The following is a 23656-nucleotide window of genomic DNA, read 5'->3' on the forward strand; positions in this document are numbered from 1 at the left end:
ATCTCATGCGTTTGAAAAGTGAACGCTGTTCACTTTTTTGCATATCGCCGATGCGTCAGGCTTTGAGACCGCGGATAATCATGTCCGTGTGGAAATCAATGACGGCCTGCCGCGACACGTGCTCCGAGCCGGGCATGGAGGCAGGGAACCCTTCGATGGACGCCATCAATGTCGCCAGACCATGGACGCTGGCCCAGACACTCTTGGACGCAACCAGCGGGTCCATGTCCCGGAAAATGCCCTTCTGGATGCCGGATCGGATCATGTCGCAGAGCATCTTTTCGGCATGGAAGGCGAACGAGCCCTCATCGACCTCTTCATCCTTGTTCCAGAAGGAAAAGGCCATGATGTAGTGGTTCGGCTCTTCGAGCGCGGTTTCGATATAGACCTTGCCGCACCGCGCGCACAGCACGTGCTCGTCGCCGCCCTCTTCCGTCGCCTCACCCATGCGCTTGATCAGCCGTTCGAAGAACAGCTCGCGCATTTCGGAGAACAGGGCCTCCTTGGAGTCGAAATATTTGTAGATCGCGGCCGGCGAGTAATCGATCGCTTCCGCCAGCCGCCGCATCGAGATGCCCTGCTCGCCTTCCTTGGTGAACAGCGATTCTGCCGCCTCTATAATGGCGTCGCGGACCTTCAGACGGCGGCGCTCGGCCGGCGTCAGACTATCAAGGGTGACATCAGCGTTCATACGATTCCCAAGAGCTTCCTGCTTCGCGGTTCTGGTGCCGCTTCACGCCTCCATATAAGGTCGCGATTTCGAAAACGTCAAAATTCCGCAACAGGACACCTGCCCATGCCGCCGAGCGAAACGCCCGATTTTACGCCTGAATTCCCGCAGCAAGGCGAGCGGCTCTCGCCGCATCACAAGAATGCGGACACGCTGGCGCTGCTGGCCCGGCGGCGATCGACGGCCGCCATCAATCTGAACGATCCAGGCCCGTCTCCAGAACAGCTGGATTGCTTGCTGAATATTGCCGCTCGCGTTCCCGATCACGGCAAGATGGCGCCGTGGCGCTTCCTGCTGTTCCAGGGCGAGGACCGGGCCCATTTCGGTGAAGTGCTGGCAAAAATCTGGGCGAGCGAAAACGAGGCTGACGAAACGCGTCTGGCCCTGGAGACACAGCGATTCATGCGTGCGCCGCTCGTCATCGCCGTCATTTCCCGCGTGCTGGAAAACCACAAGATTCCGGAGTGGGAGCAGATCCTGTCGGCCGGTGCGGCCTGTCAGAACCTACTGATAGCGGCCCAGGCCATGGGCTTTGGGGCGCAATGGCTGACGGAATGGTATGCCTATCATCCGCAGGTGAAGGACACGCTGGGTCTGCGCTCGGGCGAGCGCATCGCCGGTTTCATCTATATCGGATCGACGCAAGACGAGCCGGTGGAACGCGTGCGTCCGGCCCCGGAGATCGGGATCTGGCGGGGCTAGCCGCGGCCGCGATAGGGCGCGACGCCCTGGTCCGGCAGCCAAAGGCCCTCGGGCACTTCGCCGGTCTGGAAGAAGATGTCGATCGGGATGCCTCCGCGCGGATACCAATAGCCCCCAATGCGCAGCCATTTCGGCGATAATTCGTCGATCAGGCGCTGTGCGATCATCATGGTGCAGGCTTCGTGGAAGGCGCCGTGATTGCGGAAGCTGGTGAGATAGAGCTTCAGCGATTTGGATTCGACGATCCATTTTTCCGGCGCGTAATCGATCACAAGATGCGCAAAGTCCGGTTGACCGGTGACCGGACAGATCGATGTGAATTCCGGGCAGGTGAAACGGATGACATAATCCGCTGTGGCCGGGTTTTCGACCCGTTCCAGCGGCGCGTCTTCGGGTGACGCCGCGGCCTTACCCTCGCCGCCCAGCATCTCCAGATTGTCATATCGGTTGTCGCTCATGGCCGTCTTGCTAGGCGCGGCTTCACATTATTGCAAGCAGCACATGTCGGGCATGGTCAGAGCGATATTTGCCATGTAAGAGGGCGAAAATTTCATCGCCACCGCCGGCCCAGAGCGGGCAACATTTTCGGGAGCTGTCTGATGCGCATTGGTGCACCCAAGGAAATCAAGGTTCGTGAAAACCGGGTCGGTCTGACCCCTGACGGTGCCGCCGAGCTGGTGCGCGCGGGTCACGAGGTCGTCGTCGAGACGAAAGCCGGGGCGAATATCGGCTTCACCGATGCGATGTATGAAAAGGCCGGTGCGAAAATCCTGCCGGACGCGGCGGCCGTGTTCGGCGACGCCGAAATGATCGTGAAGGTGAAGGAACCGCAGCCGTCGGAGACGGCGATGCTGACAAAGGACCATGTCCTCTTCACCTATCTGCACCTGGCCCCCGATCCGGTACAGGCGGAAGGCCTGCGCAAATCGGGCTGTATCGCGATCGCCTATGAGACGGTCACCGATGCCGACAATCGCCTGCCCTTGTTGAAGCCGATGTCGGAAGTGGCCGGCCGGATGTCGATCCAGGTGGGCGCGCACTGCCTGGAAATGCGCCAGGGCGGCCGCGGCATGCTGCTGGGCGGCATTCCGGGTGTGACGCCCGCGAAGGTCGTGATCCTGGGCGGCGGTGTTGCCGGTACGCATGCGGCCGAAATGGCCGTCGGGGCGCGCGCCGATGTGACGATTTTCGACCGGTCCATAAAGCGCCTGGCCGAGCTCGACACGCAGTTCGGCGGCACAGCGAAGACGGCCTTCTCGACGCCGGCGGCGGTGGAAGCGGCCTGTCAGCAGGCCGACCTCATCATCGGTGCGGTGCTGATCCCGGGCGCGGCGGCACCGAAACTTGTCACCCGCGACATGCTGAAGGGCATGAAGGATGGAGCGGTGCTCGTGGATATCGCGATCGACCAGGGCGGGTGCTTCGAGACATCAAAAGCCACCACGCATGACGATCCGATCTTCATCGTCGATGGCGTCGTGCATTATTGCGTGGCCAACATGCCGGGCGCGGTCGCAAGGACCTCAACGCTGGGCCTCACCAACGCGACCCTGCCCTTCATGATGGCGCTGGCGAACAAGGGCGTGAAGAAGGCGCTCAATGACGATCCGCACCTCGCGCGCGGCCTCAATGTCGCGCATGGCGAAATCACTTACGAGCCGGTCGCCCAGGATCTCGGCGTGCCCTACGTCAAGCCGGACTGGCTGACCTCGATCTAAGCGACATCACCACGATCGCCGCCGCAAGCGCACAGAAGGCCGCGGCGGTCGCGAAGACGATAGTCCAGGCCGTGCCGGCAGCGAGGAAGGCAGCCCCAAGCGCGACGCCGATCATTGAGGCCGTGCGCGCCGCGGCATTGTTCACGCCGCTGGCGAGGCCTGAAAGATCGTCAGGTGCCGCCGAAAGCGCCGTCGTGGTCAAGGGCGGTATGATCAGGGCAAAGCCCAGCCCGGCGATTGCCATCGGCAGATATACGCCCAGCGCGCCCTCGATACCCGCCGAGAACAACGCAAAGGCGATGGCCGCGAAAATGATTCCTCCCGCCATGGTGCGGCGCAGCCCCCAGGCTTCGGCATAATTACCAAACAGGCGCGACAGCATCCCGACGCCGAGCGTAAACGGCAGGAAAGCCAGGCCGATCTGGGTCGCGCCCCAGCCGCGATCATCCGCCAGATAAATGGGCAGGGCGAAGAAGGCGATCGACAGCGCGGCATAGAGTGCCAGCGTGGCCAGATTGACGCCGGCAAAGACCGGCGAGCGGAAAATCTGCAAGGGCAGCATGGGCGCTTTCGCGGTATGTTCGCGCCAGAGGAAGGCGGCCAGCAGGGCAAGGCCTGCGGCCAGCGCGATCACGGCTTCGAGCGGATCGGCCGCGCCTTCGCCGAACGCCACCAGAGCAAAGGTTAGCGTACCCAGCGCCAAGGCTGCGAGCGCGGCACCGGCATAATCCAGCGCGCTGTCGGTATCGGGCGCGGTCTTGAGGTCGGCGCGCAGGCCGGCCAAAAGCGCGAGCGCGCCGAGCGGCAGGTTGATGTAGAAAATCGCCTGCCAGCTGAAGGCTTCGACCAGCCAGCCGCCGAGCACCGGTCCCCCCGCCGTGGTGAGCGCCGAGGCGCCGGCCCAGGTGCCGATGGCCGCACCGCGTTCCTCCTTCGGGTAGGCGGCGGCGATCATGGCCAGCGAGGCGGGAGTCATCAGCGCTCCGAAAAAGCCCTGCGTCGCCCGGGCGGCGATCAGGGTGCCGGTCGAATCGGCGAGTGCACAGGCCAGCGAGGCGAGCGCGAATCCGGCAACGCCGGCGAGGAAGACGCGCTTGGCCCCATAGCGGTCTGCCGCCGCGCCGCCGATCAGCGTCAGTGCGGCCAAAAGCAGCGTGTAGGCGTTGAAAATCCAGTTGAGATCGGCGGCCGAGGCGTCGAGATCGGCGCGCAGCGCCGGGATGGCGACGGACAGGGCGGAGCCGTCAATGAACACCATGGAGGAGCCGAGAATCGCGGCCACGAGGACGAAAATGCGATGCTTTTCCGGGCATTGCCCGGTGCTGGACGGACCGGATTCGGCTTCGCAGGGCGGGCGCAGCGGCTGCGCCATCAGGCAGACCTATCGCAATCCGGCGCGCAGCATGGCGTCGGCGACGCGGTTGAACCCCGCGACGGTCGCGCCTTTCGCATAATCGATCCTGTCACCATCGCCGCCCTCCTTCTGGCAGCGATCATGGATGGCCTGCATGGTTTTCTCAAGGAATTGCATGGATTCCTCGCGATCGCGCGGCAGGCCGATGCGATTGGCGGCCATTTCAAAGCCCGACATCGCGACGCCGCCGGCATTTGCCGCACGGCCCGGCGCGAAGATGACACCGCCCTCGTCCAACGCGTCGCGCGCGTCCCTCGTGCAAGGCATGTTGGCGCCCTCGGCAAGCCATCCGGCCCCATTGCCGACCAGCGCTTGCGCATCCTCTGCATCGAGCTCGTTCTGGGTGGCACAGGGCAGCGCGATATCGGCCTTGATACGCCAGGGCTTGGCGCCCTTGTCGTAATCGCCCGGAAGGTCTGACGCACAGTCCGCCAGCGAGGCGCCCTCGGCCTTTGCGGCGGCAATAGTGTCGATCGCATCCGCCGAGAAGCCGTCCTCGCAGACCATGAGACCGCCGCTGTCGGAGAGGGTGAGGACTTTCGCGCCCGATTGCACCGCCATGCGTGCAGCATGGGTGGCGACATTGCCCGCGCCGGAGATCAGCACGCGCTTGCCGTCAAGATCGTCGTTGCTGGCGGCGAGCATGCATTTGACGAAGAGGACCAGGCCGAACCCGGTGGCCTCGTTGCGCAACACATTGCCGCCCGAGGCTTCGGGCTTGCCGGTCAGGGTTTGCGGTTCAAATCCGCGCAGGCGGCGATACGCACCGAAGAGATAGCCCAGCTCGCGTGCGCCGACATTGATGTCGCCCGCCGGCACATCTTCCTCGCCGCCGATATGGCGGACGAGTTCGGCCATGAAGGCATTGCAGAAACGGTTGATATCGGCGTCAGTGCGGCCCTTCGGATCGAAATCCGCGCCGCCTTTTCCGCTGCCCAGCGGCAGACCGGTCAGGGCATTCTTGAAGGTCTGCTCATAGGCCAGGAAGTGAAGGATGGAGGCGTTGAGCGCGGGGTGGAAACGCAGCCCGCCCTTATACGGTCCCAGCGCGCCATTGTGCTGGATGCGATAGCCCTGATGAATTTCGGTCTCGTCCTCGCCATTGCGCCAGGCAATGGTGAAACGGACGTCGCGCTCCGGCATCAGCAGTCGGCGGATGATCGGCGCAAGGGTTGCGCGGTCCGCCTTGGAGATGCTGCCGAGAATGTCGGGCAGCGTTTCGCTGACCGCCTGGTGAAATTCGTTCTCGCCGGGATAGCGCTGCACAAGTTCGTCGAGCAGCGTCGATTCATTCAGATCACTGTGGGCCACGCGGGCGTCTCCGTTGGATGTCAGTGGTTACGCAGCGCGTCGATCAGCCCGGACTTGTCCATGTCCGAGCGGCCCTCGATGCCGAGTTCCTGCGCACGTTCATAGAGCGCGTCTTTCGACCACTCTTCATAAGGCGGCTGTTTCCCGCCCTTTTTCGATGGCGACTGGTCATCGCTGGCCTGGGCATTGGCGATGCGGGCGGCCTTTTCCTTGCTGGCGCCATCCTCGCGCAGCACGTTATAGGTCTCTTCGTCCTTGATGCTGGGACGTTTACCCATCGTCCTCGCCCTCCAATGTCCTGAGCTGTTGCTCGGCCCAGTCGCGACCGGCATCCCCGCCCCAGAGAAGCCAGGCGATATAACCGGCCGACGGATTGTCCTCATTGCCGAAATCCTCGGCCTGCTTGTCGACCTCGTGGCGCGCGAAATAGGACCGCATGCGCTCCAGCGTCTCCTTCGAGAGCGCGCGGCGATTCTTCAGATCGCGGGCGCGGGCCCAGCCAACCGGCGTGCCGCCGCGATTGAATTCGCGGTGCAGGTCGAGTCCCTTCCTTGCGGCTTCGGCAACGGCTTGTGGCGGTGTCAAATCGGGCTTTGCCATTACGAGGCTTTGCGCACTTCGCTGTGCGATTTCAAAACGTGCGTGCCGTCCTCCTGAACGATGGTGTAGGCTGGACTGTCACCGCTTGCCTCGCGCTTGACAGAGGCACCCTGCAGCGTCTTCTGAACGTCGTCGGTATGGATCTCGGAGACCTCGCCCTTGGCGGTGCCATTGCCCCAGTCCCATTCGACTTCCGTGCCTTGCGAATACTGTTTGGACATGCGCGCTCCTTTCGCCAGCTGACCTAGGGCGAATTTGCGGCTCACCAAGTTTTGCGGGGCCGACCTAACCGCAGATGCGGGCTTTTGCGGCCTCGTATTCGGCGGCAAGCTTGTCGACATATTCGGCCGCGCCCATCACCGATTTCATGGCTCCAATGCCCTGTCCGGAACCCCAGATGTCCTTCCAGGCTTTTGATGAGGACGAGCCGAAATTCATCGCTGACGGATCGCTCTCCGGCAGATTGTCCGGGTCGAGCCCGGCATTGCGGATCGAGCCCTTGAGGTAGTTGCCGTGTACGCCGGTGAACAGGCTGGAATAGACGATGTCGTCGGACGTGCCCTCGACAATGCCCTGCTTGTATTCTTCGGTGGCGCGTGCCTCATGCGTGGCAATGAAGGTCGAACCGATATAGGCAAAATCGGCGCCCATGGCTTCGGCCGCCAGCACGGCGCCGCCATTAGCGATCGAGCCGGACAGGGCCAGCGGGCCGTCGAAGAAATCGCGAATCTCCTGGATCAGGGCGAAGGGCGATTTGACGCCGGCATGGCCGCCTGCGCCGGCGCACACGGCAATTAGCCCGTCTGCGCCCTTTTCCAGCGCCTTGCGGGCGAAGGTGACATTGATGATGTCGTGCAGCGTCTGGCCGCCCCAGGCATGGACGGCGTCGTTCAATTCGACGCGAGCGCCCAGCGAGGTGATGACCAGCGGCACCTTGTATTTCTCGCAGCTGGCGAGATCGGCCTCAAGCCGGTCATTCGAGCGGTGGACGATCTGGTTCACCGCAAACGGGGCCGCCGGATTGTCTGGATTCGCCTTGTTATGGCTGTCGAGCTCGGAGGTGATCTCGTCGAGCCATTCGTCCAGCTGGCTTTGCGGCCGCGCATTAAGCGCCGGGAAGGACCCGACAATGCCGGCCTTGCACTGGGCGATCACCAGTTTCGGATTGGAGATGATGAAAAGCGGCGCGCCGATGACGGGAATCCGCAGGTTCGGCGCGATCTTTTGCTGGTTCGACATGTGTGCTCCCGGCCCCTCCCCGGCGCCGGCGGCCGGGATGTCAGTTTGTCGGTCGGGAAACTAGGCAGGTTGCGGAGGTCGGTCCAGTTCGCGCTAGCGTCAACTTGTTGCGGTTACACCGGCTTCGCATCGACATGGCGCCACATGTAGAGCGCCAGATAGGAGCGGTGCGGGGCGAAACGTTGCGCAGTGCGCACGGTCTTGCGGCGCTTGGAGGTCAGGCGCTCCAGCGTCTTGCGGGCGGCAACATCGCCGTCCGGCCAGATATCGGGCTCGCCGAAATAAAACATGTTCATCATGTCCGCCGTCCACTGGCCGACGCCCCAGATGGCGGTGATGCGCGCCGCGCGCTCGGCGGCGGTCAGGTCGCGCAGCTCCTTGTCGTCGAGCCGACCGGCGCGGGCCATGGCACCGATCTCGCAGATCGCCTTGGTCTTGGCGCCGGAAAGGCCGCAAGCGCGCAGCGTGTCGGTGCGGGAATGACAGAAATGCTCGACCAGGGGCGTGCTGCCCGCACTCTCCTCCACCCGGCCCCAGATCGTCTTGGCGGCGGCGACCGATAATTGCTGGCCGGTGATCGAGCGGCTCAAGGCCACCGCGAAGGGCAAATCGGCGCGCGAATGCATCTCGACCGGTCCGACGGCGTCAATGGCCTCGGCCAGGGCGGGGCTCAAATCCCGGGCGGTGCCGAGGAAGCGGGCGTGGAGATCGGACATGCCAGATTGTTATCCGGCGGCGCCGAGCGCGTCATCCCCTGAAATATTGCCGCCTGTTTCGGCCGATGACGCCGCTTTGGCCGTCATCCTGGCGAAAGCGGCGGGACCTCTCCGGAAGGCGCTCCACGATCGATATCCTCCGGTCAAGCCGGAGGAAGACGTGTCTGCATGGCAGATATGAAATTCCGAACCCGTCAGGGTTCGGCAAGGGCGCCCGCCCGCCCGCAGCGTAAGCGAGGACCGACCGAGCGGGGGCGAGGGAGGACAGAAAAATTCCAGCCGCAGCTCGCATAGCGAGCGAAGGCCCCTGCCGGGGCATTCCGCGTCTAAATCTGATCCACCGGTCCGCCTTCGCCAAGGCTACGGCGAGACAGCCAGCGCTCGAATAAAATGATTTTGCTTGCCCAGCCGAAGCTCGCGTAGCGAGCGAAGGCTGGTGCGGACGGAGGGATTTGAACCCTCAATCCCTTTCGGGCGACAGATTTTAAGTATTTATTAACCTATAGCAAACTGTTGATATGGCTTGCTTATTTCTGCTGCCGCCTGTGTATGTGTAAGAAAGTGTGTCGGAATCAGCTGTATTCTGATGCCACTTTTTTCGATGCTTTCTCAAATTGTTTCTGGCAGTTCTGACTCAAAGTGGCGAGTGTGTTCATCAAAATAAGCGAGTCTAGGTTAGTTCGCTTCGGTAAAAGGCCAAGCAGCACTTGCGATAGCGAAATTGCGGTATCCGCCCCGACGGTTTCAAACCCTATCACGCTCGGGCCTAACACGATCCGTCCGTCCTTTTCCAAGAGACCTAAAGTGCTCATGATCCCACCCGCGCCAGCATGGACACTAATGCTAGCCTGCTTATAAAAGGGTCTTCGAAAGCCCTGATCCACTGCATTCTCAAGATCGGTAAATCGAGGCCGTTTTATCCCCAACGCTTTGGACGCCCAACCGTACTCGGCCCCAAAATCAGATCCGAATTCGTCCAATACCGCCATATAAGCGTTTTCGACATTCTTTTGATCTCGCTTGGTCGGCGCTCTATAGCCCATCTTCTCGTGAGATTGGCAGTATACGTCCAGTGCTCTTTTTGCCTCGACGACATCATGGGCTAGGTATCGCCGCGACAGCTCGTTGTCAGAATCGTCGATCAGGTTGGCGACAACCGTAATTTCGTGAAGCGTCCTCCACCTTGCACTTGCTCCATCTGGAAACCCTGCCCAAAGCAAACTTACGATTTCCTGAGAAACATTGAGCGCGCGAACAACAAGCTTTTGCTGCACTTCCCTCTTATGTAGATTGCGTTTGGCCCGTGATTTCCGCGCTTTCTCGAACGCCTCCAGAACCAGCTCCTCTCCAAGACAGATCATCATGTCCAGATGATTGAGAGCGTCCCCCCAATACTCATTAACGTAACTAGCGTGGGCTTCATGAAAGAGGTTCAGGTGTTCTACGTGATCTAACCAGTCCTTCTTCAGTATCTTATAGATTTCTTTTGCTGCCCATTTGCTCTGCTCGTCCAAAAGCTTTGGCATTTCTTTGCCGAGCGCAGCAACGATCTCACCCATTTGATCAATATCATCTTGGTCGATTTTGATCGTTTTGGTGGCGGGCGGTGCGTTTGCATCCGTGTCATCGGACCAAGACGAGTTATACTTCCCGGCGAGAATCTCCTTGCAAAAAAAATCGATTACTTCTGGCTTCGGTTCTTCACCGATTTCTTTGATCTTCTTTTCAAGCAAGACCCGCAAAAACTGTTCCGGAATGGTGTCGATTAATCCATCAAGATGTTTTTGGAAGGTGTTACCGAGCATATCACTTACTTCGGCTTTGATGCGCTTCTAACCGCCTTTACCCGAGAAATCAGATCTTCAAGCGTTGATATATCGGGCATGGCGCCAGCATATTCATCAGAGTTCGAGTGCCCCTCAATCAAACGGGAGATGTCCTCAAACAGCTTGACGATCTCGTCTACATTTTGTTGCTGCCAGTTGACCTGTTTGAGCCGCATCAGCGAAATTGGCTCCTTCCAGCGGACTACCACACCATTCAGAAGCTTGTTCGTAACGATCTCTTCCAGTGTACGTCTCAAGGCACCAGCTGCTGACTTGATTTTGTCGACTTGATCTTGGCCAGTGAGTTGTTTGGCTTCTTGCAGCCTCTGTTCGGCGATTTTTTCGTCGCGGTACTGGCGGCTATTGCTCGGTGAATCGTTTAGAGAAACAGCGCCAGGGCTGTCATTCTGCCGTTGGACCCAATGGACAACAGTAGAAAGGGACAACTGCTCGGATTGATCGAGTAGCGCAGACAGAAAGACAAGATCATGGGTAAAAACGATAACTTGTCGAACTTTTGCTTCCTGCGCTAAGCGCTCAGCTATTAGCTCTTTTCGTTCGTGATCTAAAGACGTGACCGGATCGTCGAGCACGACTCCAGCCGCATCGGGATTCAAATTCACCTCGGTCAAAAAATCGGCTAGCGCCAGGGCTCGCTGTTCGCCTTCACTGAAGACTTCGACCGTCTTGTGGCCACTATCCACTTGAAGCGATTTGAGCGTTTTTCCGGCTCGCCCGCTCAACTTCGGAGAAAACGGCAGAGAACATTTCAGCTTCCCGCACTCTTGATCCAATCGGGATTTATAACGTCCCTCGATCAGCGTTCTGAACAACTGAGTTCCCTTGGTCGTCGCATACCGCGAATTCAATTGTCTGTGGGCTATTCGTGCCTTTGCAGCCCACTTTTGATCTTCTACATATCCGACAATCGAGCCGAGGTTCTCTTTAAGTATCTCTTTATGGCGTAGCGTAACTCGTTCGCTTTCCAGCGATGCAATTGTCTTCTCCACATCGCCTGCTTGAAGAGTAGAAACCTGCCCCTCAAGCGCCGAGTCGAGTTTCGTCAGAGCGTCAAAGTCCAAAGAGATTGGCGTAGTTGCGAGTTGAGCAACATCACCGTTTTCCAACGCTGTGACAGCATTGTCCATTCGCTTGTTTATCTCTTCCTGAGCAGCGTCACACCATTTAAGAAAATCGGGCGAAACGGCGCCGATAAGCTCGCGGCGCGCGCTGCCCTTAGAAGCAACCTGAATGTTGAGCTTCGCCAATGTTGCGCTAGCCTCAGACACCTCGTTATTGGCTTCTTCGACCGCTTTTCTCTTCTCGTGGCCAAGGAGCCCCCAGAAACGCCTGATCAGGCTAGCGGATGGTTCGTCAAGTGGGCGATGACAAAGAGGGCAAGGATCGTCGGTCTCTGGAAAAGTTTCTTTTTCGAGATCCGCATAAGCTTTCGCTTGGTCCATGAATTCAAACCATTGCGACGATCCCGTATGTGCCAGTGCCGGATTTCCGATTTTGTCGAATCCTGCCTGCTCCTGATCGCTCAATGCATCGAGAAGTTTCTCGAGCAGTTCTCGATGGCGCTTAGCGCCTTCAACACCAATGAATTCATCTAACTCCGCCAGCTCATCCTTTATCTGAGGAATGGCTGCTTGCACTTGCCGTATTTTGGCGATGGTTTGGGCTGGTGAGTTGGCTCTTAACTCAGCGAGCGATTGCGCAAGTTGCTCAATCCGGGCCTGATCGTCTTCATTGAATTCAGCTAGTTTCCTTAGCGCTTCAAGGTCAGTTTTATCATCCAGCGTTGAAACAATTTTTTGGACCGGACTTTCGTCCGTGAAAGCGTTTTCAAAGTCATTCTCTCGCTCGCGTTTGCCAATATCTGCCGCCAGACGCGATGCTAGCTCTTCTGTCCAATCTCTCATTTTTTCGAACACATCAAAGCCAGCTGGTTCAAAACCAAGCGGATTGCTATCGGTGAGGTGAGCTCGCGCGACCGAAGCGTCGAATACAGTCACGCGCTTCAGCTCCGGCTCAGAGTTATTGGAATCGATTTTCAGCGCTTTAGGAGCGCCATTGCCGACATCTATATTGAGTATGCCTTGGGGCTCTTCACTCGTGCCATCGTATACGTTTGGCAAAAGAGTATGGGTTCCACGACTAAAACATGCATTTGCGAGAAATCGGAAGAAACCACTCTTTCCTGCTCCATTCCCCCCGTAAATAACCGTCAAATCTGGTCCGAAAGGCAAAGCTGAGCCGCTTGGGAGGGCATTCACATTTTGAAGACCCTCAATACCAATCAATGTGATTGCCTGGGCGGAGCTTCCGTGGACGCGTCCCGTGACGGACGATAGAGATTCAGCTTCTGTATTTTGTTTTGGATCGATCTCGGCGAGGTCATTTTCAGCGCAAAACAAGTCATATGCGCGATCAATTGCATCAGACGCGTCCTCATCATTACGGACGGCGGCGCGCAACAATAACTTTTGCCATCCTGAAAGCTGTTGGCCCCAATCATCGAGGGCTTTCCAGATCGACAAACCATTGTTCTCAGGGTTATTTTCGACTCTTGAATCTGCGACCATTTTGTCAGCTTCTCGCAAAATCTCGTCTAAAAGTTTCCACCAGCTCCCCCTTCAAATATTAGGCAGATCACAAACGATATCACTATTGGTTGTATTGTTTCCAGCATTCCCTTGGAGAGACAAGCCAACATTCCCCCGGAGCCGACACCGCCCACATTCGACATCGCAGCGTAGCGCATGGCCTCCCCTTGATCGCGTGCGATGCCGCTTTAGCGGCGGGCTGGCCAAAGCAAGGGCGATGTTATTTTCAAGCTCGGTTCCCGCTGAATCTATCGCTCCCGATCGTTATCGAAGTCGTGCGACCGCTGTGTGCCGCCCGAAAAGTCTATTGGCTCAATACTGTCGTATGCACTTAAGCGCCTATCAAACTCCTGAGACCCAGCAGCGTTCGTTGATTGCGGGCTTAGCCTTTCATTGAGGTAGCTGGTCAACTTCTGACGTGCTCGTTCCCGCTCAATCTCTCGTGCTTGAAGAGACGCCTGATAAGGCGCGTTCTCGATTTTGTGGCGCGCTGACAACTCGGACAATGCCGCGCGGCGCTCTCGCCGCACATCCAAGAGTTCCGGGGCATATCGCTTGTTGACCAATGCAGTCTGTATCTTCTCATCGGATCGGATTTCACGCTCGGCTTTTCGTCGCTCGCGCGTCTGCTGGTTTCCAAGCCGCATAACGGCGGCTTCCTGGGACTTCTTGGTTCGGCCCGAGATGTCGATGTAACGCATCAGCCGCGCCGACCATCGTTTCTGCTCTGACCGCAAGGCGCTAGACTCAAGCTGGTGCCGCTGCGCCAGATCAGTCAATTTCCGGCGCTCTGCGACCCGTAGACTTTCTCGCACAAAATCCATCTCTGCTTCGCGGCGGATTTGGGTGTCTTGGCGGCGGGATTTGAATTTCGCGGCAATCTCGTCGCGCTCATATCGCTGCCTACGAAAGCGGTCCTTATGCTGCGCGGACAAGGCGAGATCCTTCGCGCGTTGCTCCTTTTCGAAGAGCGCCCATTGTCGGGTTTTCTCGTGCTTGGAGCGCGCGGCTCGTTCTAGGTTGAGGTCAATGATCTCATCATTGCGCTCGCGGCGTGTTCGGCCCTGATCAATCTGCTCGTAGGGCGTTCGATCGCGGTACTGGGTGCGCCGCCATGATTTTTCTTTCACGTCTTTTGAGTGCGGACGGTGCTTGTGGGTTTCCACATACTGCCCGGCCGGGCCCAGATGGATTTGCGGTTCGCGGTCGATGCCTTGTGCTTCCAAAGTGCGCCGATCTATGCGTTCGGAGTGGCCGGCGCGTTCCAGCGCTTCGTTGGCGGCATTTTCCCATAGCTCACGGACATAGGAACAGGGCGCTTCTCCGGGCCTGCCTGCGGCTTTCCAATCACGGGCGGAATCCGACAACCGAATGACCCGCTTGCCGGTTTCTTTGTCGCGGTCGCGAATGAGCAAGTGGACATGCGGATTGTGCTCATCCTCGCCGGTCTGATGGATTGCGGCAAACCAAGGTACACGTCCTTCGCTGAGTTGCGCAGCAAAATCGCGCACCAGTTCGGCCCGTTGCGCATGATCAAGCTCGATGGGCAAGGCGGCGCGAATTTTATCGGCGACCCGTGCGTTAATCCTGTCGGCCCGCTCGCCCCGATCAAGGAAGTTGCGCGCCTCAAGCGGATCGATCGGCAAACCGCCGCCGGAAAATATCTCCGGCTCCGCATCTTCGCGGCAGATATATCTGATGTGTGCGCCCGCAGTCCCGGCAGCGTGGGTGGTGCGACCAATGCTGGAGACATTGAGCGAGTAAAGCGCCATTCAAGTCTCCAACCATTTCAGGGCTGAAGAGCGTATGACAAAAGGTACAATCCGTGAATGAAAACCAGTATGTGCACACTGGCGTGTGTGGATGATGAGGTTTTGGGACCAACGCCTTTCCACGCGTTTGCCTCCCGTTCCGACAGCCACCACTTGCAAGCTGGTATCGGGCGACGACTCGCCTCATTCATTGCCCAGCTTGCACGCCGCGAAAGCGGCGTTCCCGCACGATCCACGAGCCACAAAGTGGCGAGACAGGATCGTTGCGGGCACCGGCCTTGGGCCGGTTCACGGCGGCCCGCCTAAGGGCCGCCCGGCGCGCGGGTTTACTAGCAAACCCAAAAGTGCGCCCTCCATTTTTGCGATGTGCCAGCAGGCTACACAACTTTGCCGTTTGGTTCAATTGGTTCGGTTCAATTTCGAAATGATACGATGCGTATTTAATTCACGCAGGATCCAGCTATTAGGCGCCTACCGTTCTTTGCCTTCATCGCGCGATTTTTCAGACCCATCTTGCGTTCGGTAGCTGTCCCGTGTTTCCGATTTTCGCGCGGCTTTGACCCATTGCTGCTCACGCGTTCGGTCCATTGCTGCGGTGATACAGCGTTCCATCGGGCCGTAGTCAGGCTTCTTTTCTCGTGAGGACTTGATTGACGCCTCAATCCAGCTCTTCCCTTCAAAATGGCGAAGATCAAGCGGGTGATCTGCCTGCGCGCCGAGTTGTTTGAGATATTGAAGCTGGGTACGCCCATTTCCTTCGCGGAATGGATGCACGTAGTTCACATCTCCGAGCGTTCTGGCAGCCTCGTGAGCGAACTCCCGTCTATTGCTGCCGCGCAGATAATCCATACCGCGCAAGCGCTCGTGAATATTGCTTAGGTCAAATTCAATAAGGTCTGCACGTCCGAATACGGTGGTTCCCTTACGCATGTCGATCGTTCGGATTTCTCCTGCCCACTTATAAACATCTTGGAACAAATGACGATGGATGGCTTGCAAATGGCTCTGGGAAAAATTGCCCTCAGGAACACCTTCATTCGTTCGAATTCGCACCGCGTTTCGTTCGAAGGAAGCGAGTTCTGCAGGGTCTCTAAAATCCTGAAGGTTTCGAAGAAGAGAGTAATCCGGCGGGTAGCAATAGGTCGGATCACTCATTTCTTGGCAAATTTGTTTTTTATGTAGTCGAGCTGCTGTTCGGTTGACCAGCCCTCACGTTCAAACATGTCGAACATCGCCTCATCTTCATCAGTGAAGGGGTTACCTTCGATCTCATGTAGACGCCTGACCTCCTCGCGGGTCAGGGGTGGCGCCAACTTTTTTTCTGAATTTTCAGTCATAAGTCTATTCTCTCATATACAACGATAAATCGCCATAAAAATGGAGCTTTGCCGGAAAACGGCGCGAAACCGCTTTCGCGGTTTCGCGCGGCCCAGCGCTGGCTTTCGCATCGCTAGGCTTGTTGCTCAAACAGTTCGGTTTGAGCGGTTTCGCCTTCGGCCAAAGGGATCAGGAAAAGCACGCCGTCTTGCACTGAAGCTGGAACGAGGTTGAATTTCAGGATCAGCCCTTTTTCTGCATCCTTGCGGTGGAAGGCTGCCCCAATCTCAACTGGGTAGCTCAAGGTCGATTGACCGTTTCGGTCAATTCCCGTTCTCGCAGAAAAACAAGCGCGGTAGGCAGGCCGATTGTTGGATGTGGAATCTTTAGACATTGAATGGTCCTTTCTTGTTTTGTGGCTCGCTTAATTGCGTTCCTCAAAAAGACGGACCGCCAGAAGCGGACGTGTCGTGTCATGCTCAACCCGGACACTTGGAGCGGGCAGAGCATTGATACGCCGATAGGGGAACACGGTCGAAACTGGCAGACTTTTTGAAATGGGACCGCAATGCGGGCAAACAATCCAAGCAAAGCACCTCAAATTGTGCTATCCGCTCAGGGCAACGCTACTCGGTATGCCCGAAGGTTGAACCGTAATGTCAGCAGAAGAGAAAAGCCGACGCGAAGGTCTAGAAGAGTTTAATGAGCGCTTTGGGGCTCTGTCAGAACGGATGAAAGATGCCGTCGAGCCAGAGAACAAGCGCGAAAATATGCCGTTGGCTGAAACTCAAGAACGCAAGAGTGATCGCAGTGCTGGCGAACGAGCCTACGAGAGACCTGGCCCCGAATTCCTGCCTGGACGATCATCCAAACCTGATTTTGAGAATGCTGTAAACGCTAAGGCAAATGAGAAACGCGGCCAAGCAGACGGATCGCAAATGATCAAAGACGATGCGCCTCGAAACAATCTGTCGCCGCCTGAAAATAGCCGCAGCGTTGACAGAGAGGCGCATCAGCAACGTATGGCAACGGACGATAAAAAAAGTCGGCGCGGCATAAGCGATGAGTACATTTCTAAGGCATTAGAAAGAACCAAAGGCGATGCCTATGAGCGTGAAAGGGCGCTAGACCGATCGCAAAACAATGACGGTCAAACTTACGAGCGTGGGCGCTAGTTCGCGAGCGTATATCCCTGCAATGACTCTACATGGTACGCGTAAATTGCCAGACAAAGAAAAACAAAAAACGCCAAGCTAATGTACCAGTAGACTCTCGTCTTGTTCAGCGTCCAAGTTATTCCTTTAGCAATAAGCGCTCTTTGAGCCCCTTTGTCAGCAAGTTCTTCGAAATCGGCCGATCGTCGGGCGAATTTGGAAACAACAAACGCAACAATCAGGAACAACAGCATTCCGGATACGAACCAGAACAGGACAAGATTGGTGGCAAACGCGCCCCTGCTCAGGCGATGGCCCGTAACGAGGTCGCAACGATAATCGTATCCATCGCCGAATATGTGCTGGCGGACAACAACGCGGTTTCTGCAGCCGCCTAACCATTCTAGCGGTTCAGCCCCATGCACGTTAGGAAACACATGACGATAAAGCTGCATTGAGCCATCTTCAGTGCTGTTGAAGCCTTGTGTCTCAAAGACGGGGGTTGCCGTGAAGGGTTCAGGGTCAAGCCTGACCTCAATGCCAGCTTTCATAATTCCTGCGCTGGGCAGCAAAATCCCAATAATCAGAAACAATACTCCATAGAGTCTGGCTATCTTGTGTTTGCGTTCGGCTAGTGCACGAGAATACTCTTGTTCGCGCGCTCGCTTCTCTTCCGCCTCACGCGCACGCCTTTCTTTTTCAGCCTGTTCTCGCAAACCATCTTGATAGGACTGCCAATCGCGGACGTATTCCTCGTTTAATTCCGAGATTAGCTTTGCATATCGTTCATCAAATCTGGCAAGCTTTTTGAGAAACAAAAGGAAACCAGAAAAGAACCGTTTCTGAAGAGCTGCTCTTTGTTCCTCATCGAGGATCGTCTCGGTTCGAATGAGCGCAATATCTCCCTTTTCCTCAAATGCAGGCTGAAGCGCATAGTCAATAACTTTGCCAGGCACTGGAGCGGTTACGGGCTTAGAAAACGATTTTGCGGAAGGGAGCATCGAGTAGGGAGAGATATATTCCTCTTGAAGTGGGCCATCATCACCCTTGTTCAGCGCGTCCATTTTGAACGGGATAAGCCCGTCTAACTCATTGAAAAATTCATGATTACTTTCTGAAGTTGGGCCGCGCCATGTAAAGAGCTTCTCCCCCTTTTCGAACCAATCATCGCTCAACAGGTGAAGTTCGACATCCAGTTTTATGCCGGACTCCATTGCGATTGCTGGCAAACGCAAGGCTACAAAATGTTCGGAGGTGTATTGGCCACCGACCAAGCGTTGTTGAGAGAATGGCATGAAGCTTTCGGCATGGGCATAGTGGGGCGTAAACAAGCCTTCAAATGCCGGATCTTGATCATAATAACAGCGGCGCGTGAGAAACGGATGCTCACCGCTAATCCGCACAAGCGCTAGTCCCGGATAGGCTGGGTGATCACGAATATCGACCCGTGACAGGTAAATATTCATTTCTGTGTAGGTGATCAGTGGTCGTTTATGAAAGCTTTCGGTTAGACCTTCAGTGTTTGTAACGCTTCCGCTTCGTCCAGACGTTTTCGTAGTGGTTGAAGAAATATTTCGCGTTTTTGTATAGGTTTTCGAAAGCGTAGATGACGTACCTATCGTTTCAGTCTGCGTTTCCCCGACAGAGCTACCCTCAGTTTTTGTTTTTGTGTGCGAACCACCGACACCTTCAGTGCTTCCAACGGTTTTTGTGCTCGACCTGTTTGTTGAAATCGTTCCAGACACATTCGTAGATGTTGTGCTGGACTGATTAGATGAGCCACCTTGACTCGTCGAGGTAGACTTATTGGTGCCAAACCCTTTCGTTTTCGATGAATTGAGACCTGAATTCGTGGATTGGACATAGGGGCCGAACAAGCCTGCGACCGAGGTTTGGCCTGTACTGCTTCCTTCGGTAGCGCTGCTATTTTCGCTGACACCGGAAGAGTCCGATAGCTGCCAGGATTTCGAATAACCGTGGGTGCTCGACGTTCCACTACCGTGTGTTTTTGAACTGCCGGACCCGACTGTATCGGCCTGACTGGTGCTTTTGGATCTGGTCCATGATGTGGCATCCGAGGTCGACACAGACATGTTATGAGTTTGGGATTTCCCGTGTGATTGGCTTTCGCTTGTTGTATCGCTTTCTCCGCGCGCTTCACTCTCGCTTTCACCCTTAGTTTCGCCTTCTGCCTCGCTTTCGCTCCACCCCTCTTGTTCCGCCCGACTTTGCGAACGTGCATTAAGGGTGACATGGGCATCACCAACTATCTCTTCGATTATCTTGCCGGTTTTTGGGTCATCAATCTGGAACCACATTTGAATGCTGGAGCCGGCGAGCAACTCCATCCATTCTTCCTCATAGATCGCCTTCATTCGAACTGATGAGGTCACGATTACAAAAAGCTTTATCCCGGCTCCGCGAACCGATGTCATGCCATGAATAACATCGTCCATTTTGCCCATCGAGGCGAATTCATCGATTACCATCAGCACTTGGCGATTGGTTCGCGGCATGCCCTGGCGTTTTTTCATGTAGCCAACGATCATTGCCAGTAGTGCCTTCTGCCATCGAACGGCTGGGTGCCGCGCGTCATCCGGCAAACACAAGAAGATGCTGATTCCTTCTTCGCTATCTTTTAGATCCGCGATATTGAAAGAGCGCTTATTGCTCGAAGAGATAAGCTGCTCTTCCATCTCCAACTCATCAATGAAGTTGGTTTCCATTCGCGCGTTTTGGATCAACGAGCCCCATTGTCTTACGTTAGAGCGCATCAAGTTGAGCAATCCTCTGGCCCGCTTTTGAATGGCTCCATTCTGCGCGGGATTATCAAGCATCAACCGAAATAAGGTCTCGTAGGGATCGTTGACTGGTCGAAGGTTTGGTTGCCGATTTTCGGCTTCCGCGAGTTTTCGTTCTTTCTGATTGAATTCGCTGTTTTCACGGTCGTCTTGGGTTATCACGCCGCGTATGAGGAGGTCCCGAACCATTACTAGATCGCGGGAATGATCCGCTAATTCCGGCATTGTTTTTACATGAGCGATGACAAGCGCGGTGATTTGCGCTCCTTCTTTTGACCAGCTTTCACTTTCACCGCCTTTTTGCTCAATGCGCATTCCTTCAGCGAGTATTTCGGCCTGACTGAGCACAGAGCCGCCCGACGTGTCGATGGCGTCCATGAGATTGCACGATGCGCGCAGTTCCTCTGGGACCTGAGCAAGATTGTAGGGGTCTAAGACGTAAGTTTTTTGACCGAGGCCAGTACAATATTCGTCACCATCCGCTCGCCGCGCCGCGCAAACGGATGCATTCTCGCCCTTAGGATCGATGGAGACGATTGATCCGCGCCAATTGAGGAGGTTGTTGATGACCATAGCGCGGCCTTTACCGCCGCCGCTACCAGCGCAAAGGAACACGTGGCGATCATCAATATAGCCGATCGATTGGTCAAAATTGAAGGGATGGCGCCCGAGCCAAATATCTGTTTCGGGATTATAGGGATACCGCTCAGCGATATCATCTATATCTGCCCATTCAGCAGACCCCAAATTATCGGGATGGTTCATGACCATTTTTTTGCACCAAACATAAACCTATCGGCGACCACTTGACCTTCAATTTTGGTGGTTTGCAATCCCTGCGGGATTTTCTGCCATTTGCGGGTTTTGGTTTTTCGGAGTTGCCGCCCACCGTTTTTTTATTCAGTGAATGATCGGCGTGCTCAGAAGCGGCGTTGCTCATTGGGCACCCGTGGCAACTCGGCGAAACGCACCGAAACGTAAGGCTGTCCTTAGCAAAAAATGGACTCCCTGACACTTCGCTAGAGCTTCAATAAATACATTTATATTTTTCTTGTAATTTTTGCTTCTATACATTATTATATTTACATAACAATTTGAATTGGGGATTTATGAAGAAGTTATTCGAAAGTTTTTTAGATTCTATGTTTAATCATACTTGGCGTCATACTTTTGAAAGTGGCGAAAGCGAAGCCGAGCGAAAAGCTTGGCTAGCTTCAACCTTGGCAATGGCGGGTGACGCAGGGATAACGCTGGTCCATCACGAAATTGAGGATGGCTACGATTTCGGTTTCCCCGAAGAAAGCCATTGGCAAGCCTTTGCGCTCAACGTGACAGCGGAGGCTGAATCAGCAGGATCTACAGGTGTTCATGGGCATACCCAAGAGTTCATTTGCCCGATCATTCAGGGGTATTGGACCGAGTTGGCAGGCGGCGTCCTAAGCCAGCTAGGCGTAGAATATAAGGTCGAAACGAATGGTCTCGAATCCCAGTTCGTTTTCCAATCCATGGCTGATCGAATACTGTTCACTCAGATGATCGAGACTTTGGATCATGGGGCAGATATGATCGACCGGGCTCATAGTTTTCGAGAGCGATTTGGTGAAACGGCTGCCCGCAGGGAACTCGACAAGTTTGAGCCGCTCGGAACGGCCTGATCAATATAAACCTACCCACAGCAATAATGCGGAATTCGGGGCGCTGGCTTTGACCCGGTGAGACTAATTTAGCCATGCTTCCTTATGGCGAGGATTACACTGACAGATGACGTTATTGGCGAGCTGGAGCGCTTGAAGCGTGAAACCGGGCTTGGACCGCAGGCTTTGCTGCGCGGCAGAGCTGACATTCCGAAAGGATTGACCGCATCGGCGATTGACGGCTGGCTGCGTGGTACCACGCACCGCGCCAGCGAAATCCATCTTGAATACGCGTTGAATCTCTGGCGTTCGGTAACGCCGCGCGTCAAAATCACGCGAGAGCACATTGCCGCAATCAAGGGGCACTCGGCGCGGACGGGCGTCGCTTGGCGCGCTTTGATCTCTCTCATCGACCCCTTGCCCGACGGGTTAAATGGCTACGCCATTTCTCAATGGGTCAACGGCCATGTGCGCAGCGCCCGTCAAGATCACATGGATGCCGTTTTGAAGACCCTTGAATCTCTGCCGGACGCCAGATTTTCCGAACCTTGCCGTTATCAAGGCCGTTTGCGCTTTGAAGATCGGCGGGAATTTACCGAAGAAGACCGTCTGGCGTTGGAAAAGGAACGAGAACGAACAGGAATTTCACAGGGCGAACTGCTCAAATATTTTTACCGGGGTAAGGTCCCCGATGCCCTGACAAGCGCCATGATCACGGGCTGGATCAACCGCAAACCAAAAACGGTTCCTGCCGCCCTTTACGAGTGGACATTGAAGGCATGGAAAGCACTGCCGGACGCGGATTAAAATAGATCAAATTTTACTAAAATTGTTAGTATATTTAAGGGGTTAGCAAACATATCCTTGTATCATAAAAGCACTAATCGAAGCAAAGACTTCGAGACACAAAAACAGGGTGTGAGGATATGGAACGGGGGCAACTCTCCAATATGCAGCGTGATACCGCTTGGGAAGGCATTGGCCTTGCCGAGAGGGCACAATTGAGCGCGCTTCCAGACGGCAGCGATCCAAATAATCCCACGCCGGAACAACTAGCGTTCCAGAAGCGATTGGAGCGTGAGCGCGAGTTGGATGAAAACTTTGGACGCGGCGACATCGCCCAAGAGGTTGGCCGTGTGGCCACGGGTGCCGGCGCGGCCCGCCAGACAGAGCTTCGCATCGAGGAAGAGCGCCGCAAAGACCGCAAAGAGCAAACTGACCGGGCAATCTTGCTATCGACGCTATCGAATATGGAGGCCGACCTGTCCGCTCGATACGGCGAGCACTTTGCCGATAACCTTTTTGCAGACCTTCGTGAAGACGGATTGATCGAAGACGACGAATACCAACGCATCATGGGAATTGAAGATGTCGAAGAACGCCGCCGTGCGATTGCGGCAGCGATTCAGGAGGGGATAGATGAAGGTCGGATCCAGCCAGATGACCTCGAAGGTCACGAATGGGCGCAAGACTGGCTAGAGGCTCACCGCGCTGCTGCGGCGGAGCGTGACTTAGAGGCTGAACGTGGGCTTTCCGGTGAACTTGCTGCGGATGAAATGAGCGCTGATGCTCGGTTTGAGGCTGACCGTCGTGGTTCGGGATCGGATCAAGAATCCGAAAATGAGTTCTCTAGCGCTTCCACTGATGCAGAGCAGAACAACGCGATAGATTCTGCTGGAGCAAGCTTTCTGTCTGGAACGAGCCTTGGCTAACGATTAGTTGCGGGTCCCTGTTGGGCTTCCGCTACCAAGAGCCTTCCGGCAGTCTTGGCTTCGGCCTCGACACCATCAAGCATCTCTTCATCGAACGACGCCGTGATCCCAAGGGAGTCCTCAGACATTGAGAGACCGGCAACATGGAAGCGAATTCCTGTCCCGTTCTGTACGCGCTCGTTATGGACGAAGCACTCTGCCTGCACACCGCGAGACCTTAATTCGTTTACAAGCAAAGCACCAAGATACTCGGGTGAATGATCGCCTAAGTCCCGGCCCGCGAAAATAGAAATGCCAACATTGCCGAGGTTCTCCTGAGAGTAAGTATGTGCGGTTGTTCCAGCATTCAAAATGCGACCACCGTCAGTTTCTCTTAGCTCCCCACAAAACGCTTCAGTACG

At 56.0% G+C, this 23656-nt stretch carries 22 protein-coding genes; 6 read left to right on the forward strand and 16 right to left on the reverse strand.

What is annotated here, in order from left to right:
- Positions 1-55: 55 nt before the first annotated feature.
- On the reverse strand, positions 56-691 hold the full coding sequence (locus ACO08C_RS02225; protein ID WP_421787143.1) for a TetR/AcrR family transcriptional regulator: 636 nt from the start codon (positions 689-691) through the stop codon (positions 56-58).
- A gap of 105 nt (positions 692-796) precedes the next feature.
- On the opposite strand from ACO08C_RS02225, the gene ACO08C_RS02230 reads away from it, so the two are divergent.
- Positions 797-1432 (forward strand): nitroreductase family protein, encoded by a 636-nt coding sequence (locus ACO08C_RS02230; protein ID WP_421787145.1) that lies wholly within the window; start codon positions 797-799, stop codon positions 1430-1432.
- On the opposite strand, the gene queF is transcribed toward ACO08C_RS02230, so the two are convergent.
- Entirely contained in the window at positions 1429-1890 is a 462-nt protein-coding gene (queF, locus tag ACO08C_RS02235) for a preQ(1) synthase (RefSeq protein ID WP_421787147.1), read from the reverse strand. The genes ACO08C_RS02230 and queF overlap by 4 nt on opposite strands.
- A 141-nt stretch (positions 1891-2031) precedes the next feature.
- Between queF and ald the strand changes: the two genes are divergently transcribed.
- Entirely contained in the window at positions 2032-3150 is a 1119-nt protein-coding gene (gene ald / locus ACO08C_RS02240) for an alanine dehydrogenase (protein WP_421787149.1), read from the forward strand.
- Here ald and ACO08C_RS02245 read toward each other — a convergent pair.
- The 13 genes from ACO08C_RS02245 to ACO08C_RS02305 form a co-directional block, all read right to left on the reverse strand.
- A complete protein-coding gene (locus ACO08C_RS02245) occupies positions 3122-4522 on the reverse strand; it encodes an MFS transporter (protein ID WP_421787150.1) in 1401 nt (466 codons plus the stop codon). The two genes, ald and ACO08C_RS02245, sit on opposite strands and share 29 nt — an antisense overlap.
- A 9-nt stretch (positions 4523-4531) precedes the next feature.
- Positions 4532-5875, reverse strand: coding sequence for an NADP-specific glutamate dehydrogenase (gdhA, locus tag ACO08C_RS02250; RefSeq protein ID WP_421787152.1), 1344 nt, complete (start codon positions 5873-5875; stop codon positions 4532-4534).
- A 20-nt stretch (positions 5876-5895) separates the two neighbouring features.
- On the reverse strand, positions 5896-6153 hold the full coding sequence (locus tag ACO08C_RS02255; protein WP_421787154.1) for a DUF7218 family protein: 258 nt from the start codon (positions 6151-6153) through the stop codon (positions 5896-5898).
- Entirely contained in the window at positions 6146-6475 is a 330-nt protein-coding gene (locus tag ACO08C_RS02260; protein ID WP_421787156.1) for a hypothetical protein, read from the reverse strand. Before ACO08C_RS02260 ends, ACO08C_RS02255 begins: the two co-directional genes overlap by 8 nt.
- On the reverse strand, positions 6475-6696 hold the full coding sequence (locus ACO08C_RS02265) for a DUF2945 domain-containing protein (RefSeq protein ID WP_421787158.1): 222 nt from the start codon (positions 6694-6696) through the stop codon (positions 6475-6477). The genes ACO08C_RS02260 and ACO08C_RS02265 overlap by 1 nt, the downstream gene beginning before the upstream one ends.
- Before the next feature lie 64 nt (positions 6697-6760).
- On the reverse strand, positions 6761-7714 hold the full coding sequence (locus tag ACO08C_RS02270; RefSeq protein WP_421787160.1) for an NAD(P)H-dependent flavin oxidoreductase: 954 nt from the start codon (positions 7712-7714) through the stop codon (positions 6761-6763).
- 113 nt (positions 7715-7827) lie between these two features.
- Positions 7828-8430: a DNA-3-methyladenine glycosylase family protein gene (locus ACO08C_RS02275; protein ID WP_421787162.1), complete on the reverse strand. Its 603-nt coding sequence runs from the start codon at positions 8428-8430 to the stop codon at positions 7828-7830.
- A 572-nt stretch (positions 8431-9002) separates the two neighbouring features.
- Positions 9003-10235 (reverse strand): DUF5677 domain-containing protein, encoded by a 1233-nt coding sequence (locus ACO08C_RS02280; RefSeq protein WP_421787164.1) that lies wholly within the window; start codon positions 10233-10235, stop codon positions 9003-9005.
- A gap of 5 nt (positions 10236-10240) precedes the next feature.
- Positions 10241-12844, reverse strand: a complete 2604-nt coding sequence (locus ACO08C_RS02285) for an AAA family ATPase (RefSeq protein WP_421787165.1) — start codon at positions 12842-12844, stop codon at positions 10241-10243.
- Positions 12845-13113: 269 nt separating this feature from the next.
- Entirely contained in the window at positions 13114-14637 is a 1524-nt protein-coding gene (locus ACO08C_RS02290) for a MobA/MobL family protein (protein WP_421787166.1), read from the reverse strand.
- Positions 14638-15108: 471 nt separating this feature from the next.
- Positions 15109-15792, reverse strand: a complete 684-nt coding sequence (locus tag ACO08C_RS02295) for a Fic/DOC family protein (RefSeq protein WP_421787168.1) — start codon at positions 15790-15792, stop codon at positions 15109-15111.
- The gene (locus ACO08C_RS02300) at positions 15789-15974 is read right to left on the reverse strand and encodes a hypothetical protein (protein WP_421787170.1); all 186 of its coding nucleotides are present in this window, start codon (positions 15972-15974) and stop codon (positions 15789-15791) included. The genes ACO08C_RS02295 and ACO08C_RS02300 overlap by 4 nt, the downstream gene beginning before the upstream one ends.
- 113 nt (positions 15975-16087) lie before the next feature.
- Positions 16088-16348: a hypothetical protein gene (locus ACO08C_RS02305; protein ID WP_421787172.1), complete on the reverse strand. Its 261-nt coding sequence runs from the start codon at positions 16346-16348 to the stop codon at positions 16088-16090.
- 262 nt (positions 16349-16610) lie between these two features.
- Between ACO08C_RS02305 and ACO08C_RS02310 the strand changes: the two genes are divergently transcribed.
- Complete coding sequence (locus tag ACO08C_RS02310; RefSeq protein ID WP_421787173.1) at positions 16611-17129, forward strand: hypothetical protein; 519 nt, start codon at positions 16611-16613, stop codon at positions 17127-17129.
- Here the strand turns inward: ACO08C_RS02310 and ACO08C_RS02315 are convergent.
- Entirely contained in the window at positions 17126-20674 is a 3549-nt protein-coding gene (locus ACO08C_RS02315; protein ID WP_421787175.1) for a type IV secretory system conjugative DNA transfer family protein, read from the reverse strand. The genes ACO08C_RS02310 and ACO08C_RS02315 overlap by 4 nt on opposite strands.
- A gap of 344 nt (positions 20675-21018) precedes the next feature.
- Here ACO08C_RS02315 and ACO08C_RS02320 point away from each other — a divergent pair, with 344 nt between their 5' ends.
- The 3 genes from ACO08C_RS02320 to ACO08C_RS02330 all read left to right on the forward strand — a co-directional run bounded on the left by ACO08C_RS02320 (position 21019) and on the right by ACO08C_RS02330 (position 23255).
- Entirely contained in the window at positions 21019-21564 is a 546-nt protein-coding gene (locus tag ACO08C_RS02320; protein WP_421787177.1) for a hypothetical protein, read from the forward strand.
- Positions 21565-21648: 84 nt separating this feature from the next.
- The gene (locus tag ACO08C_RS02325; RefSeq protein WP_421787179.1) at positions 21649-22350 is read left to right on the forward strand and encodes a hypothetical protein; all 702 of its coding nucleotides are present in this window, start codon (positions 21649-21651) and stop codon (positions 22348-22350) included.
- 119 nt (positions 22351-22469) lie between these two features.
- The gene (locus ACO08C_RS02330; protein WP_421787180.1) at positions 22470-23255 is read left to right on the forward strand and encodes a hypothetical protein; all 786 of its coding nucleotides are present in this window, start codon (positions 22470-22472) and stop codon (positions 23253-23255) included.
- Positions 23256-23656: the final 401 nt, after the last annotated feature.

The sequence above is a fragment of the Hyphobacterium sp. genome, assembly GCF_965229905.1.
GTDB lineage: Bacteria > Pseudomonadota > Alphaproteobacteria > Caulobacterales > Maricaulaceae > Hyphobacterium.